Origin of the sequence: Thermanaerothrix daxensis (assembly GCF_001306145.1) — a bacterium.
Taxonomy (GTDB): domain Bacteria; phylum Chloroflexota; class Anaerolineae; order Anaerolineales; family Anaerolineaceae; genus Thermanaerothrix; species Thermanaerothrix daxensis.
Window position 1 is genome coordinate 1 of record NZ_LGKO01000004.1, and the last position, 15,644, is coordinate 15,644.

Below are 15,644 nucleotides of genomic sequence, written 5' to 3' on the forward strand. Positions count from 1 at the left end.
GTTTTCGTAGTGCGCTTCGGCCGCCTGCGCGTGGGCCTCCTCCCCACTCCGCTCGTAGCGCCTTAGCCACAGATTGCCCAGGGCGTGCTCGGTCATCGCCCAATCCGCAGGGGCCACCTCGCGACGGCGCACTTCCAGGGCGTTTTCGTAGTGCGCTTCGGCCGCCTGCGCGTGGGCCTCCTCCCCACTCCGCTCGTAGCGCCTTAGCCACAGATTGCCCAGGGCGTGCTCGGTCATCGCCCAATCCGCAGGGGCCACCTCGCGACGGTATTCCTGCAGGGCGTTTCGCAAATGCGCTTCGGCCGCCTGCGCGTGGGCCTCCTCCCCACTCCGCTCGTAGCGCCGGGCAAACAGGATGCCCAGGGCGTGCTGCACAGTCGCCCACTGGGACGGGGCCACCTCGCGACGGTATTCCTGCAGGGCGTTTCGCAAATGCGCTTCGGCCGCCTGCGCGTGGGCCTCCTCCCCACTCCGCTCGTAGCGCCGGGCAAACAGGATGCCCAGGGCGTGCTGCACAGTCGCCCACTGGGACGGGGCCACCTCGCGACGGTATTCCTGCAGGGCGTTTCGCAAATGCGCTTCGGCCGCCTGCGCGTGGGCCTCCTCCCCGCTCCGCTCGTAGCGCCTTAGCCACAGATTGCCCAGGGCGTGCTCGGTCATCGCCCAATCCGCAGGGGCCACCTCGCGACGGCGCACTTCCAGGGCGTTTTCGTAGTGCGCTTCGGCCGCCTGCGCGTGGGCCTCCTCCCCACTCCGCTCGTAGCGCCTTAGCCACAGATTGCCCAGGGAATGCTCGCTCATCGCCCATGCTTGCGGATGGAGGCTGCGGGTAAACGTCCGGCCGATTTCTTCGAACAACCTTTGTGCCTGTACGGCCCAGGCATCTTCACCGCTGATCTCATATAGCCTGAAATATGAATTTGCCAGGTTACCTTTCGCACTGGCGGCAAGCATCGGATCATTCTGCCGCTGGGCGTCTTCGATCAGCGCCTGCCAGCGGGTCAGCACGTCAGGCCACAGCTGTGGCCGGTTCTCGGCTTGTCCTTGCAGGGCAAGGGCTTCCTGAAAACGGCACTGGAGTTCGTTCTCCGCCGGAGACAAGTGATCTCCAATGGCGCGTTCCAGTTTCTCGCGCAGGTCGGGGCGGGATTCTAGCAAGCGCTGCAGGTCTTCCGGCGTGCGGATCTCCACCCCGCTGCGGGCGAGTTCTTCGAGAGCCTGGCGCAGTTCGGGGGGCAGTTGGGCGGCAAGGGCTTCCGCCATCTTACGCTCCACCGCCTCCAGCCCTTCGCTCAGCGCCACGGGCAGGAGCGGGCGCGGCACAATAGGTATATTTTCCAGCCAGTCCTCCTGCCAGGCCGCGCCCAGGCTGGCTTGCAGGTGTTCCAGCAGGCCGCGCGCCTGTTCGCGGTCTTGTTCCGCGGTGGTCTGCCGGGCGGGGGAGAAGAGGAGCCTCACCCCTACCCCCTCTCCCCCCGGGAGAGGGGGATGGCTAAAGTAGAGAAGGAGGGGAACATCCACCTGTCCCAGCGGGCCGCATCGCGGGCAGGCAATCTCGTGCAGTACCCCGTTTTTGGCCCGTTCCAGCAGGTCGGGGCGCTCGGCAGCATCCACAATGAGCCAGATTTCGGCGCGGAACGGTTGCTCGCATTTGGGGCAATTCAAGTCAGCGGTTTGTTGAAAAGAGTTGGACGTCCTCATAGCCCCCGGTCTTAAGGTAGTCTTGCTTTACTATAGCACAAGTTCCCAACGGCAGCAACCGAGGAAAACTCCCCGCCGCCTCCCTGATCTCCCCCTCCTGAGCGGCGTATGGCTCGGCCCTTGGGATAGCGAAGAGGGATGCCGTTGACAATCCCCCAACACTCGATAATAATGTAAGCATAAACTAGAATCTTGTTGTAGTTCCTGCACACAAAACCTGCATGACCGACCCTCAACATCCCTTTCCAATCGCCGAAAACCAGGTAGGCTATTTTACAACGCTCCAGGCGTATCGGGCCGGATTTTCCTATGTCCTTTTGGGCTATGATCTAAAAACCGGCCAATTCCTACGCCTGCGCCGCGGCGTCTACCGCCTCCCACTGTTTCCCCGCCACGCCCCATGCCGACCTGTACATGGTCTGGCTTTCGGCCGGGGAAAAGGACGTGTTCTCGCACGAAAGTGCCCTGCTGCTCTATAGTCCGACCGACCTGTGGCCCATGGAAATTCACCTCACCGTGCCGCGCACCGACTCGCTAGCAATGGAAATGACCTGGAGGCAAGGGGTATGACCATCTTCGACCTGCACACCGCCGTGCTGAACGAATACCGCGACTTTGTACGTTCCTTCATTCACATTGCCGACCCGCGCATCCGGGAATTTGTGGAGCGCACCCTGGAGGAAGAAGCCCATCTCTGGCCCGATCCCCTGCTTCAGGTGAGTCCCTCCTACCAGCACGGCGCCAGTGTAGACGAACTGGCAACCCGGGGCGTGCTCCATCCTGAAACGGCGCGCATCTTCCGCACACCGCAGGGGCAGCCCTACCACCTCTACCGCCATCAGGAACAGGCGCTCGAGAAAGCCCACCGCGGCGAAAGTTACGTCGTCACCACCGGCACCGGCTCCGGCAAGAGTCTCACGTACTTTCTCCCCATCGTGGACTTCATCCTCCGTCGGCCGGCTGCCGACACCACCGTAGCGCTCATCGTCTATCCGATGAACGCCCTGGTCAATTCGCAACTCCAGGCCCTAGAAGCCCTCAAAGCCGGTTACAAAGCCCGCACCGGACGGGCCTTCCCCATCACCTTCGCCAAATACACCGGCGAAACCAAGGAAGATGAGCGCCAGGCTATACGCCAGCATCCCCCCCACATTCTGCTCACCAACTACATGATGGCCGAACTGATGCTCGTCCGCCGCGAGGATCAGCGTTTCCTGGACCCCACCAGGGGAGGCTTGCATTTCTTGGTCTTCGATGAACTGCACACCTACCGCGGGCGGCAGGGTGCGGACGTCGCCATGCTCATCCGTCGCCTGAAGGAACGCGCGGCCGCGCCAAACTTGATTCACATTGGCACCTCGGCGACCATGCTCTCTGACCGAGACGCCACCCCGGTTCAGCGCCGCCAGGCCGTAGCCGATTTCGCCACCCGTCTTTTTGGTCACCCCTTCAGCGAAGCCGATGTCATCGAGGAGACACTCGTTCCCTTCACCCAGGGCGGCCTGCCCACCCCCGCAGAACTCCGCGCTGCCCTCTCCACCCTGCCATCTTCCATGCCCCTTTCCGAGTACCGGCAACACCCTCTCTCCCGCTGGATCGAACACACCTTTGGCCTTGCCCCCGAACCCGACGGGGGTTACCAACGCCGCACGCCCATCACCCTGCCCGAAGCCGCCGCCCAACTCGCCGAGCAGACCGGACTCGACTTAAAGAAATGTGAGGGAGCCCTGCGCGCTTGGCTTGCTCTTGGCGGTCAACTGGAGCGCGAAGAGGGCGGCCGTGCCTTCGCCTTCAAATTGCACCAGTTCATCAGCCAGGGCAGGGCGCTCTACGCCACCCCTGAGCCTGCAGACCGCCGCCGGTTTAGCCTCGATGGTCGCATACAGGCCGATCAGGGGCGCATCTTCCTGCCGGTCAAGTTCTGTCGCCAATGTGGGCAAGAGTATTACCATGTCTTGCAATCCGATGATCACTTCTCGCCCCACCCGCTTGGCGCGTTTGAAGAACTAGGCGAAGCCTACCGGCCCGGCTACCTGATGCTGGCCCCCCTTGAAAACGACTGGAGCGAGGACTACCTGCCCGAAGAGTGGCGCGAACCCAACGGACGGGTTAAGCGCGACGTACGCGAACGGGTCCCGCGCCCGGTCTGGGTACGTCCCGACGGCAGTTTCTCCGCCCTGCCGTCTCCAGACGCCGTCAAAATGTGGTATCAGCCCGAACCGTTCGGGCTGTGCCTGAACTGCGGCGAGTTTTACAGCCGCAAGGAAGAGGAATTCCGCAAATTGGCCTCCCTCTCCAGCGAAGCGCGTTCCAGCGCTACCACCGTGCTGGCCGTTTCACTCTTGCGCCAGGCAGCACGAACGGGCATTGCCCGTGACAAACTGCTCACCTTCACCGACAACCGCCAGGATGCCTCGCTGCAGGCCGGGCATTTCAACGACTTCATCCACCTGGCCGTGCTGCGCTCGGCGCTGGTCTCCGCCTTGAAGCAACACGGCACGCTCACGCCCGACCGCGTGGCTCAGGAAACCGTTGCCGTCTTGCAGCGCAGTTTCACCCTGCGCGAGATTGCCCTCAACCCCGAACTCGACCCCCACTCGCAAGCCGCCCGCGAAGTCTGGGAAACCTTCACCGAACTGACCGAATACCGTCTTTACGAGGACCTGCGGCGCGGCTGGCGCGTCATCCAACCCAACCTGGAGGAACTCGGCTTGCTGCGCATCGAATACCGAGGGCTCCAGGCGCTTTGTGAGCAGCAGGAAGCCTGGAATTTTTCTCCTGCCCTGACCCTCCTCGCCCCCCAGCAGCGAGAGGCACTCCTACGCCCCATACTCGATCATTTCCGTCGTAAACTGGCGCTCAACGCCCGTCTTCTCCAGGAACAGGCGCAAAGTCAACTGCGTCGCCGCTGCGAGCAGCACCTCAACGAGTTCTGGGGCCTTGACCCCTATAACCACGAATTGCGCCCGGCGAATTGCTTCCTGCTGTTAGGGCGATCTTCCCGCTCGGTTGATGGCTTTAGCCTCAGCTCGCGAAGCGCGGTGGGGCGTTACCTGTGTCGCCAACTGGGCCTGAGCAGCGAAGAATACCGTCCGGTAATCGAAGCCCTGCTCGATCTGTTCGTGCGCCACGGCCTGCTGGCGCGTCTCGATCCAATAGACGACCACCAGCGCTTCCAACTCGATGTTGCCTGTCTCGTGTGGCAGGCCGGGGATGGCACGCCGCCACCGCTCGACCCGCTCTACACCCGCCGTGCTTCCGCCGAAACCTACGCCAGCGTTAGGCGCCCGGTCAATGCCTTCTTTCAGCGTTTCTACCAGGAAAGCGCCGCCGACCTGGCCGGACTGGAAGCGCGTGAACACACGGCCCAAGTGGTCGCACCCGGTGAGCGTGAAAAGCGTGAGCGCCGCTTCCGTTGGGAAGCGAGCGACAGCAGCAAAGAAAGGGAGCTGGGCCGCCGCCTACCTTACCTAGTCTGCTCGCCGACGATGGAACTGGGCATTGACATCGCCGACCTGGACATGGTGCATCTGCGCAACGTCCCGCCCACCCCGGCCAACTACGCGCAGCGCAGCGGTCGTGCCGGGCGGCAGGGCCAGGCCGGTCTGATTTTCACCTACTGCGGCGCCCTCAACCCCCATGACCAGTACTTCTTCCATCACCGCCAGGAGATGGTAGCAGGCAGTGTGCGCGCCCCTAAACTGGACATTGCCAATGAAAGTCTCCTGCGCGCCCATTTACACGCCCTCTGGCTGGCCGAAATAAGCCTGCCCCTGCGTCAGTCCATCGAAGAAATCATTGACATCGAGCAGGATTCCTTACCGCTGCGCCCGGAAGTGCAGGCTGCCATCCAGTTGAGCGCCTCCACCCGCCAGCGGTTGCGCGAACGTATGCGTCGCGCCCTGCAGGCGGATGAACCCCTTCTTCGCGCTATGCCCTGGTTCTCCGATGAATGGTTGGACCGCATCCTTGAGGAGTCTCCCCAGGCGTTCGACCGCGCCTTCGACCGCTGGCGCGAGCTTTATCGCGCTGCGAAACGCCAAAGGGAGGAAGGCCGTGCGGAAGAAGATCGCGCTCGCAAACGCGAGGATCAGGAACGGGCAAAACAAAAACAGGAAGAAGCCCGCCGTCAATTGAACCTTTTGCTTCAGATTAATGTCAAAGAGGAAGAGAGCGATTTCTATCCCTACCGCTATCTGGCCAGCGAGGGCTTTCTGCCCGGTTACAACTTCCCGGCTCTGCCGGTGCGGGCCTGGGTGCCGCGCGGCGAGGGCGAATTCATCCCTCGACCGCGCTTTATGGCCTTGCGTGAGTTTGCGCCTGGTAACTTTCTCTATCACGAAGGTGCGCGCTGGGAAATCATTGGCTTCCAATCCCCGCCCGGCGGACTGGATGAACGCCGCCGTTCCGTGCGTCTGTGTTACACGTGCGGTGCTTTCTGCGAACCTGATCTGGACCTCTGCCCGGTCTGCAAGACTCGCTTCCACGGCGAAAACAGTCTGATCGCCTCCCTGCTGGACATGCCCAATGTCAAAACTCGCCGCCGCGAACGCATTACCTCCAACGAAGAAGAACGCCGTCGCCGCGGCTATCACATCGAGACGTTCTACCAGTTTTCACCTGCTTCGCCTAGAATAATCGAAGCCGACATCTGCCCCTCTCCCCTCTCCTACTCTCCCTTCTTCCACCTTACCTACGCCCCTTCTGCCGCCCTGCTGCGCGTCAACCATGGCCTGCGGGCCGCGCGTACCGAGGGTTTCGTCATCGACTTCGAGAGCGGTGCCTTCATCTCCGAAACCCAGGAGCAATCCCCGCGTCCCAAGCAGATTCAGCGGCTGGAGACCGTGCGCCTGAGCGTGCAAGATACTCAGAACCTGCTCCTGCTCCGCCCTACCGATCCAGCCTTGTTCCAGAATCGAACTTTTGAAACCACCCTCCGTGTAGCCCTACAACGCGGCTTAGAGCAGGTCTACCAACTGGAAGAGAACGAACTGGCCACTGAAAACATCGGCCGGGACGAGCACCGTGCCATCCTATTCTACGAGACCTCCGAGGGTGGCAGTGGTGTCTTACGCCGCCTTGTCGAAGAGCCAAATGCCCTAGCCGAAGTTGCCCGTGCTGCACTGGAGCGTGCCCACTATGACGAAAACGGTAAGGATCAGAACCCCGATTGTGTCGCCGCCTGCTATGAGTGCCTGCTCAGTTACAGCAATCAACTGGAGGCCCTCTTCATAGATCGGCGCGTGGTGCTTCAAGTCCTGCTGGATCTGAGTCGTAGCCGCGTGTTGCGGCGCGTCGGCAAGCGTACCTATTCAGATCACCTAGCCTGGCTACGCTCACTCACCGACGCCCGCTCCGAGCTGGAACGCCGCTTCCTCGACTTCATTGCTGTCCATGGCCTACGCCTGCCCGACAACGCCCAGCATGAACTCCACGAACCGCGCTGCGTCCCCGACTTCTTTTACGAACCGAACGTGTGCGTCTTCTGCGATGGTCCTGTCCACGACCAACCCGCACAACGCCGCTATGACGAGACCCTACGCGCCGAACTGCAGGCGCGCGGTTACCAAGTGCTTGTTATACGATACGACCGGGACCTGAGCGAACAGATCAGGAATTTTTCTCATCTTTTCGGAATAACCTCCTCTCAATCCTAGGGAGCAGTGCTTTTCATAATCTGATAAATGAGGGGAAGCCAAAATCATTGTGAGCTGCCAAGCAACAGTATGCATCTGGGAGAAAAGGACGCTGGAAGGGACGCAGGGAGTTCAACGCGGCATTGCGGAGAAGGCTCAAGGGGTGTCCGTATTGGCAGGCCGGTAGGCGATTTTGCCCCATCGTCACATCCCGCGTATAAAACACCCCATTCTCAATGCTCCAGTTCCAAAAGCCAAAATACAGCCTGCCACGCCTCTCCATCCTCCACCACTTCCTGGTTCAGCACCTTACGTTGTGCTTTCAAAATGCCTAATAGTGTAAGTCTCCTGCATGCGATGGTCACACACCAGAGCCGATGACCGCAAGCACGGTAGGTTCTGGCGGTTTTATTTTTCGGCGCGGTACAGGGCTAGATAGGGTGCAAGTCCCCACGGGCCAACTTCTTGCGGTAGCCATTCACTCTGTAGGAACGCGGAACCTCAACCACGGGATGGGGTGCGCCGTGCTTTGGGGTCCCGGTCTGCGATGGGGGGACGGCAGACGGAGATCCCGAAGTCCCCATCCAAACCCAAGGAAGCGCACCCATGCTGTCCCCCAAACTGCGAACCGCGTTTGCGCTGTCGCTGCTTCTGATGGGTGTCATCCCGATCCTGCCTCCGCTAATGCTGGCCCTGGTGAAGCGTCTGCGCCGTCCGCGGGTGCGGGTGTCGGAAGCGACGGCGCTTGGCCGCAGAGGCACGGCGCTGCTGCTGGGGCCGCGGCAGGGCAGAAGCGTAGGCCGCTGACTTTCCGCGACATGAGCCACCCGTTCGCGTCTCTCTCCTCGCCACTATGGGGTTGATCCGATACATTTCACCCACCCTGTAATTCCTGCTCGGCGTGGTCTTTTACCATTGACCCTTCGAGCCGGCGCGGGTGGTGGACTTTAGCATGGTGTGGGCAGTACTAGCGCTGTACCTATTGGAAGGCTGGCGGCATCAGTGGCAGTGCAATCGTCTGTCGGCTCTGAAGAAAAAAGGGGTGGACCTGGCTTCCACCCCTTTGACCGAACAAAAAGGGGGTTACATGGGTGCGAGCGTGCCTGTCCAGATCAACCACGCCAGCACGGTCTTCGCCAGCAAGCTTAGAACGATATAAACCAAACAGGTAATCCTTCCACGGCCCCAATTTTTTGTACTGCAAGACCATGTTGACGGCAAAAATATTGAAGAAGGCAAAGAGGGTGGGAACAATGGCATACACGAACGTCGGAGGCTTGGCATCGCCCGAATTGACTGCGCCGACAAAATACAGTGTAATCACTACCCACGGAATAAATCCAGCAATCGAACCGTAAATGAACGCCGTCCAGTCCACTTTTTGCGTGTACTGATTATGCAGTTCCATCATGATGCCGAATAGATTCATGGTGGCGTTCAGTGCAAAGATCAAAATAATTGCACCCAGATCCCAAATCCCCACCAGCATGCCGATCAGCACAATCATCAGGGAAGAACTGAGGGCGTACTCATAAAAGCGAATGGGGTTCATACCTTTCTTCAGATTTTCTACATATCGCCCATAACCGATGGTCGAGAGGTAGAAGTGCGCCACCGCCGAAATAAGCAGAAAACCCGCTACAGCGATCCCGAACGGCAGTTCGAAAACCAGTTGGGGGTTGGGACTCAGCGAACGGGTGGTGCGATCGAAGTTTAGGTAGTTGGTGAAGATGGGATAGGTGGTGTCATTGCTGACCAGAATCATGAAAATACCCTGAATGAAATGCAGGAATCCCATGATTAGATTAAAGCGGCGCAAACCGCGAAACACGTTTGGAGACGTCTCTACTGTAAGGGTGGTCATTTGATCCTCTCTTGATTAATCATAAAAACTATTTATAGTTATTGACGCTATTATAACCCTCATTTCTGTTTTATCTATTTTTTTAGAAGTTTTGTATAATGTTTGCACCCCCCAACACTGAAGCTAGAAAAAACAAGAACAGCCTCACTTGCGTCAGGCTATCTGTAAACAAAATAAAAACGCACTTTTTAAAACTTTACGGTCTTTACAGGGTCCACCCTCAAATGAGGACAACCCCGTCACAAGAGCTGGTAGCAAACAACCGCCCATCGTAGGAAAAAGCAGAGTCGGAAACGTTCGGGTCCGCCTTATGTACAAAGATGGCTTTTTGATTCTTTAAATCAACTGCCAGCAGCCTGCCGTTGTCTTGGGTGACAAGAGCCAAATCCTCGCCAGTATTTAACGCCACAGAGCTGAAATGACACCAGTCCAAACGCTCCTCGAAATTAGTGATTCTCATCTCATCCAGAGACCAAACCGTTATGCCAATATCTGCCGTCACCATGGTGGTGGCACGGGCGCACTTGGGGCATTCGCGGCTGGAGACGACGGGGCGCTACCTGTACCCGACCGCTGAGCGCATGCAGGAGGCGGTAGATGGGGTTTGAGGAGGGGAAACAGCTTGCGTTACCCGCTGGTGGGCGGGACGAGAGGATGCCACTTTGACGGAATCCACTTCAAACCACGCAAAGGGTCTGAAAACGCGGCGACTCCCACCAGTCGGGTGCACATTGTGTTAGCCCGCTCAGTCCTTCAAGATGATAACCCTATCGAGCGTTCTTTCGATGCGAAATAGGCAATTAGCTTGCGAAGGTCGCTCATTTTGACTTCCATTCCATCTTCAACTTCAAGAGAAATCGTTGCCTGTGGAGCGTGCTGCAATAAGGCAGTGTAAAAAGACTCAAAATCAATCGTGCCACGCCCAAGAGACCAATGATTGTCGCCAGTTTGATCGTTGTCATGCAGATGGATATGCCAAAGCCGATTGCCCATCCTACGTACCCATTCCAGCGCATCCAGTTCAGAAAACATATGCTGATGTCCGATGTCCATGCAAAGACCTAACCATGGATTGTCTACTTTATTTACAAGTTGAACCATCAAATCAGGTGACTTGTCTGTGTCATTCTCCAGAACAATCACGATGCCAGCATCAGCCCAACGGTGAATCTCCCGCTGCCAGAATTCAGTATTTCCCACGAGCCAATCTTCTTGTAGCTTGAATAAGTCGTTTTCGACCCTGTAGCCACTATGCAAGACAACACAACTTGCTTTGAGTTTCACAGCCACATCAAAAGTCATATCTAATCGGCGGTGAACTGCCTCGCGGAGGAGATGATCAATATGGGCGTATTCCATTCCAATGAAAGGACCATGGATGGCAAGGGTGCCCTGGAATTGATTACGAATAGCCCGATGTAATGTGAGCCGCGTTTGCCAATCCTGTTCAGAACGAATACCAATCATGCCGTAGCTGCCGAGCTCGATTCCAGCGCCAAGTTCAGCGATTTCAGCCAAGAAGGGGAGTTGTTCTGGTTCCCCACGCATACACATCATAAAGTTCATCTTGAAGTTCTCCTGATTGCGTTCGAGCGGGCTAACGGCTGGCGCTTCCCCTGCGCCGCAAAGCACAGCGGAGCGGCGTTAGGTGGAAGCGCGCGTTGGCCCGCTTTGCCTTTTCTTTTTTACTTCTCCAAGATATTCTTTGAGGTAGCTGATAGAACATTGGTTCGCAGATATATGCGGATACTGTTTTGCCATCCAATCCAAGAAATCAGTGAAATCAGCAAAATCGCTCAGTAAATAATACCCATCCCTGCTATATTCGATGCCCTTGTGCTTCATCCACAGTTTAAGTACACGCGCGGGCACTCCAAGGATTTTTTGAAGTTGCAGAAATGACTTATATCTCTCATTACTTGGCAAAGAGCTGTTGAGAGGAGGGTTGAACTTGTAGATGTAGTGTGCTTCAAGAGGTGTTAGGTATTCAGCAGGACATTCCAATATCGAGAAGCTATCAAACTCCTTGAATACATCTCGATTGTGTTGAGCAATTCTGGCGTAAATATCTGTTGACTGACCGACGTACACAGTAGTTGTACCCTTGATCAAGAAATACAAGCCTGTTATCTTCGGAAACGCTGGTTGTCTTCTAGCCAGCACTTGTTCTTCGTCTAAATCATAGTCTTCGTAGAAGGCCATTTTCTCTCGCACCCTTAGACCTAGAGCGGGCTAACGGCACCGAGCTCAGCCGCTGTGACCGAGGCGGCGAAGCTGCCGAGGGAGCAGTCGGCTGGAGCGATTTGTTAGGCCGTCCTTATTGCCCCAACTTGTTGGTATCCAGGAACTCCTCAACAGTATTGAAAGCGTTGAAGAACAACGGCGTCCCAGCAAACGAGAGTGGAGAGACTGGACCAATGGTCATAAAAGAATACTCTCTGCTTGCGATGTCAAACGACGAATGTGGGTCACGAAACAGCTGATAGAGGTCAAGGGCTTTGCTTCGCCCTCCTACCAGTTCGCTCAATGCTTTGAATTCGGCCCCCATCCCCAGACCAAAACCAAAGAAAAAGATGCGTAACTGCTCCAGGATTTCACGATGCAGACTGGAGAGAGTCTGACTGATGAACATCCATCCGACACCGTATTTGCGAGTGGTGCGTGCTGCGTCAATCAACATCCCACGCACCGCCCTTTTCTCTTCATTTTCAGGGTCTTCGCGGGGTGCAAGACGGTGCGCTTCATCCATTAGCACTAGCGTATTGAGGCTGCGATTCTTTATGTAAGCATATTCTGCCGCTGTACGCACACCTTCCAACAACCGTTTGATAACCAGTGCTTGGATCATATCGTTCCAGAAGAGAGCATTCCCTTGGGACTGCGATCGATCTCCACCAAACAGGGGCAGGCTTTCTATACTACTGTGACTGGTCTGAGACATCTGCTCAACCGACAAATCTATCACAATGAGAGGGCGTTGGGCTTGGGCGAGGTCAAACAAGCTAGCCAATAATCTTTCCACTCTCTTTGCCCCTGGTCGATCTTCCCGAAACAGTTGTGTAACAGGAAGCCAAACCGTTTGGTATAGATCGTTCTGGTTGGTATCAGCCATCTGCTGATGTACTCGTTCCCTAGCATCCTTTGAAGCATAGAATCGCACCAGTATACGTTCTTCCTGTAGGTATTTCCAGACCTTATCGAAGTTCTCTCTTCTGTGCAAATCAGCAAGACGTACGCTGTCCTTTTGCAACTGTTCACTTATAACCTCCGTAGCTTGACGCTGATTGTCCACTGCTTTAACGCCAAGTCTTTGAAAGAAGCCAGATTCTAAAAGAATATGTTCAAACAAGTTCCACCGGTCTAGTACCAAATTCCTCACGCCAAGCACCTGGACCGGTTTCTTAAGCCTGTTTAAAACATCCCTCATCGGCAACTGAAATCCGCCTAGAACTGCTTCACCCCGTATTTCCTTGGCAAATTCACCCTGAGGATCAATGACCAGAATCGCCATCTCGGGATAGCGGGCATAAGCCAGCAGGATCATCTTGGCGAGCACAGACTTGCCAGAACCGGTTTTGCCAAAAATGCCCAGATGGTAGGCCTCTCCAGCACCCCGGGGACCGGTATCAAAATGCTTGAACCAAAGCGGCAGAAGGGGCTTGGAACCGTAGACGTGCCCCAAGTAGAAAAGTTGGTCGCGGTAGGGCGAGAGCAGCTCGGACAGAACATCATCATTGACAAGATGGATGGGTGTGCCTGTAGCTGGGACAGTTCCCAGGATGCTGGGGCGGTAACCGTTGGATCCAGAAGAAAAGACAGCGCTAATCGTCATCTCTCCCAAGTGAGTATCCTGGCGCTCGCTGACTGCATCTACCCGCCCGCGCTGACGAATCAGGCTGCGCATCGTTGGATCCTCGTGCCAGACGTTGCGGAGTTTTACCTCGGTAATCTGCCCCAGCGCGTAATGAGAAAGGCCGTCCTGGTGATAGCGAAACAAGGCGAGTTCACCGACCAGCTTCTTGTTGACGGCGCTAGCCAAGATGTCCAAGGCCATTTCGCTAGTCGAGGATGGTGACCCTATAACGCCGATCCGCTCCGTCTTGTCTATAAGTTGGTCAAGACTCTTCTGCATAGGCTCATACTCCTGATTCAGTGCGATAGCCATGCAGGCCCAGAAAAACCTCGCTGATGCTTCCCTGGTAGCTCTCGGCAATACGCTGACTAGTTATCTGCCGGAACGTAGGAATAGCCTTTGGCAAGTGCTTTACTATCCGATCGGCCATATAGAGAGGATAGGGCTCTAGCACGGCTGGTGTACCACATTGGTGACGAATTCCATGGAGTGCAGTAGCCAAGCGCGCTGGATTTTCTGTTACTGCACGGCTCATTTCAATCCGGAGGGCTGGAAGCCAAGAATAAGGCCGATAGTAGATGACCTGGATCTCGCCCAATGATGTAATGATCTTCTCTGCAATGTGGTCGGCTGCTTTCCTACTAGCAGCCTCAAGCGGCTCCAGATTTAAGTGCCAAGGTTCGGGCGGTTGTTGCAGTGACCAGGGGGTTGTGAATTCACCAGCTTCCAGCAAAAAGCTTAAAAGCCCACGGTCGTCGTGTGTGTTGGGCCATCCCATCCTCTGCCCGATTTCCCGCTTTGTGGTGTACTTAGGTATTGCTAGCCAACAACGGTCACTTCGAGTTGACGCGAGTATCGTCCAGTAGGCTTCCAAGGCCAAGCTTGCCTGGTCAAGAAAACGGGCTGTGGTGTGCAAATGGAGAGTATCTCGACTCTTGTTCAATGCCTGATTGAAGTGAATAAGAGGAGTAGTGAGAGAGCCATCTAGGAAAATAACCTCGTGCGGCGCTTGAGCAGCTAACTGTAGCTCCATGCCGATCATCAGGGCACGTAGCATCGTGCCTGTTTCGGCCTCATGAGCCTCCGTTTCTACCCAAACGAGATGACGTGGCTCTGGCCAATGGCGCGTTTCTGAAGGCGGTGTTAAGCCTTCTACCGCAACGGCAGCCGCGGCGACTAAGTCGCTAGCTAGAAGTCGTTCCACAGTATAGGAGCCATCTATACCGCATGTCGTTGGAATAGGCACATATGGAAGTTCAGCATCACGGCGAAGCAAGCCTGCCTTTTCCAGGCTTGCTCGCCATTCCTGGCGGTGAGTGCGCACTCGCTCAAAATCACCTAAAAATTTCTGGCTAAGATCCTCTGTGCGTTGGAGAACCTCGTCCACCAAAGCAGCAGGGAGTTCACCAAAGGGACGTTCTACAGATTCCATCATTTTGCGGCCTTATCCTGTTCAATCAGCAATAGACTCTTGATCTCCTCTTTGCGCCACTTTCTCCATCCATCCATACGCTCTGCTCGTGGCAGCAACCAGCGTTCTCGCCACCAGGTGACTAGATCGGAGAACGGTAGGTTACGATAGGCTGGTTCAGTGTCACGGCCTTCCATATACGCCTCTAGATTGTCCACGAGACGAAACAGAAACACTTCACGCTTTATGCCGTGGCGGAGCAAGTCAGAGGAAAGGCCTAATCGATCTAGCGCGCGCACCATGGTTTGCCATTTCCGGCGCGGGCCAGTACCAAAACCGCCCCGTGTTGAAATCCCCTGACTTTCCAAAAAACGGCGGAATAATGGGTAAAGTTCCATCAGGTGGAAGGTGCCATAACCTTCGGTATAACCAAGAGACTCGGCAATACGTATTCCATTATACCGTAGGCGGTTATATAGGCTGCTCCGTCCAAAAGCACTGGTGGTCGTAAGCGCTACCAGATGAGGCGGCAAGATACGCTGTGCCATTTCGGTCGCACGTCCAGAATACTTATGCCAATAAACCTGGCGAATTTCATTAGAGGCTGCTATTAATGCTACCAGTTTCCCGCCCAACAGGCGATCATAGGGTGGTACAGCCCCCAACGTTTGAATGTCCATAGTCTGGTTGACCATTTCTGTCTTCCTGCCAGGGGGATAACGAAATAGGCGATCTCGCGCCGGAAAACTAAGAGGGGGAGACTGTAAGGCCAATAACCCAATGAGTTTATTGTTAGCCCGATCCATAATGAGGAACCGCAAGCGGCGACCATAGCCCTTGGAGAAGGGAATAGACCAAAGTAGTCGGGCCACACGGAAGAGATTATGTTGTTGTTCTGTAGTAACTTCGACCAATATGGGCTCAATATGCTCAGGTATGATTTCTTCGCCATTGGCGAAGAAAGGAAGATATTCAGGAAGATGTCGCCGAAGCCAATCCTGACGAGTTATGATTTCTAGTTGAGAAGCTGGCCTGTGGATCTGCCGCAAGCCCTCCTTGTCAATCAAAGGAGGATGTAACGTGCCATCTTCTGATATCAAAAAGCCGGCTTCCTTAAGCCTGTCAATTACAAGCTTCTTCAATCCTCCTGCATCCATTTCTAACGGCCTTTGTCGTATT

General features: G+C 56.1%; 12 protein-coding genes and 1 pseudogene. 5 read left to right on the forward strand and 8 right to left on the reverse strand.

Translation table 11 applies throughout. The features are described 5' to 3' along the window. On the reverse strand, positions 1 to 1,701 hold a 1,701-nt coding region (locus tag SE15_RS07140; protein WP_201778071.1), incomplete at its 3' end, for a CpXC domain-containing protein. Between the two features lie 221 nt (positions 1,702 to 1,922). Here SE15_RS07140 and SE15_RS14915 point away from each other — a divergent pair. From SE15_RS14915 to SE15_RS07155, 4 genes are all read left to right on the forward strand, one after another. Then, positions 1,923 to 2,180 (forward strand): type IV toxin-antitoxin system AbiEi family antitoxin domain-containing protein, encoded by a 258-nt coding sequence (locus SE15_RS14915; protein WP_408033394.1) that lies wholly within the window; start codon positions 1,923 to 1,925, stop codon positions 2,178 to 2,180. Further along, the gene (locus SE15_RS14490; protein WP_160316684.1) at positions 2,116 to 2,271 is read left to right on the forward strand and encodes a hypothetical protein; all 156 of its coding nucleotides are present in this window, start codon (positions 2,116 to 2,118) and stop codon (positions 2,269 to 2,271) included. Before SE15_RS14915 ends, SE15_RS14490 begins: the two co-directional genes overlap by 65 nt. Further along, the gene (locus SE15_RS07150) at positions 2,268 to 7,358 is read left to right on the forward strand and encodes a DEAD/DEAH box helicase (RefSeq protein ID WP_054521442.1); all 5,091 of its coding nucleotides are present in this window, start codon (positions 2,268 to 2,270) and stop codon (positions 7,356 to 7,358) included. The genes SE15_RS14490 and SE15_RS07150 overlap by 4 nt, the downstream gene beginning before the upstream one ends. A 585-nt stretch (positions 7,359 to 7,943) precedes the next feature. After that, the gene (locus tag SE15_RS07155) at positions 7,944 to 8,144 is read left to right on the forward strand and encodes a hypothetical protein (protein ID WP_054521443.1); all 201 of its coding nucleotides are present in this window, start codon (positions 7,944 to 7,946) and stop codon (positions 8,142 to 8,144) included. Between the two features lie 276 nt (positions 8,145 to 8,420). Here the strand turns inward: SE15_RS07155 and heR are convergent. Continuing rightward, positions 8,421 to 9,201 (reverse strand): annotated as a pseudogene (gene heR / locus SE15_RS07160) (heliorhodopsin HeR). Positions 9,202 to 9,421: 220 nt separating this feature from the next. After that, the gene (locus SE15_RS07165) at positions 9,422 to 9,661 is read right to left on the reverse strand and encodes a hypothetical protein (RefSeq protein ID WP_054521444.1); all 240 of its coding nucleotides are present in this window, start codon (positions 9,659 to 9,661) and stop codon (positions 9,422 to 9,424) included. A gap of 22 nt (positions 9,662 to 9,683) precedes the next feature. Between SE15_RS07165 and SE15_RS14810 the strand changes: the two genes are divergently transcribed. Then, entirely contained in the window at positions 9,684 to 9,809 is a 126-nt protein-coding gene (locus SE15_RS14810) for a hypothetical protein (protein ID WP_269082271.1), read from the forward strand. Positions 9,810 to 9,954: 145 nt separating this feature from the next. Here the strand turns inward: SE15_RS14810 and SE15_RS07170 are convergent, their stop codons facing one another. The 5 genes from SE15_RS07170 to SE15_RS07190 all read right to left on the reverse strand — a co-directional run bounded on the left by SE15_RS07170 (position 9,955) and on the right by SE15_RS07190 (position 15,607). Further along, positions 9,955 to 10,767 (reverse strand): sugar phosphate isomerase/epimerase family protein, encoded by an 813-nt coding sequence (locus SE15_RS07170; protein ID WP_054521445.1) that lies wholly within the window; start codon positions 10,765 to 10,767, stop codon positions 9,955 to 9,957. A 78-nt stretch (positions 10,768 to 10,845) separates the two neighbouring features. After that, complete coding sequence (locus SE15_RS07175) at positions 10,846 to 11,403, reverse strand: GIY-YIG nuclease family protein (protein WP_054521446.1); 558 nt, start codon at positions 11,401 to 11,403, stop codon at positions 10,846 to 10,848. A gap of 115 nt (positions 11,404 to 11,518) precedes the next feature. Then, complete coding sequence (locus SE15_RS07180) at positions 11,519 to 13,333, reverse strand: ATP-binding protein (protein ID WP_054521447.1); 1,815 nt, start codon at positions 13,331 to 13,333, stop codon at positions 11,519 to 11,521. A gap of 4 nt (positions 13,334 to 13,337) precedes the next feature. Then, positions 13,338 to 14,489: a DNA double-strand break repair nuclease NurA gene (locus tag SE15_RS07185; protein ID WP_054521448.1), complete on the reverse strand. Its 1,152-nt coding sequence runs from the start codon at positions 14,487 to 14,489 to the stop codon at positions 13,338 to 13,340. Next, positions 14,486 to 15,607: a Druantia anti-phage system protein DruA gene (locus tag SE15_RS07190; protein ID WP_201778072.1), complete on the reverse strand. Its 1,122-nt coding sequence runs from the start codon at positions 15,605 to 15,607 to the stop codon at positions 14,486 to 14,488. Before SE15_RS07190 ends, SE15_RS07185 begins: the two co-directional genes overlap by 4 nt. Positions 15,608 to 15,644 lie beyond the last annotated feature (37 nt).

Bases quoted from the DNA above. Each gene is read 5' to 3' on its own strand.
- SE15_RS14915 (WP_408033394.1), top strand. From the start codon at position 1,923: ATGACCGACCCTCAACATCCCTTTCCAATCGCCGAAAACCAGGTAGGC.
- SE15_RS14490 (WP_160316684.1), top strand. From the start codon at position 2,116: ATGGTCTGGCTTTCGGCCGGGGAAAAGGACGTGTTCTCGCACGAAAGT.
- SE15_RS07150 (WP_054521442.1), top strand. From the start codon at position 2,268: ATGACCATCTTCGACCTGCACACCGCCGTGCTGAACGAATACCGCGAC.
- SE15_RS07155 (WP_054521443.1), top strand. From the start codon at position 7,944: ATGCTGTCCCCCAAACTGCGAACCGCGTTTGCGCTGTCGCTGCTTCTG.
- SE15_RS07165 (WP_054521444.1), bottom strand. From the start codon at position 9,661: ATGAGAATCACTAATTTCGAGGAGCGTTTGGACTGGTGTCATTTCAGC.
- SE15_RS14810 (WP_269082271.1), top strand. From the start codon at position 9,684: ATGCCAATATCTGCCGTCACCATGGTGGTGGCACGGGCGCACTTGGGG.
- SE15_RS07170 (WP_054521445.1), bottom strand. From the start codon at position 10,767: ATGAACTTTATGATGTGTATGCGTGGGGAACCAGAACAACTCCCCTTC.
- SE15_RS07175 (WP_054521446.1), bottom strand. From the start codon at position 11,403: ATGGCCTTCTACGAAGACTATGATTTAGACGAAGAACAAGTGCTGGCT.
- SE15_RS07180 (WP_054521447.1), bottom strand. From the start codon at position 13,333: ATGCAGAAGAGTCTTGACCAACTTATAGACAAGACGGAGCGGATCGGC.
- SE15_RS07185 (WP_054521448.1), bottom strand. From the start codon at position 14,489: ATGATGGAATCTGTAGAACGTCCCTTTGGTGAACTCCCTGCTGCTTTG.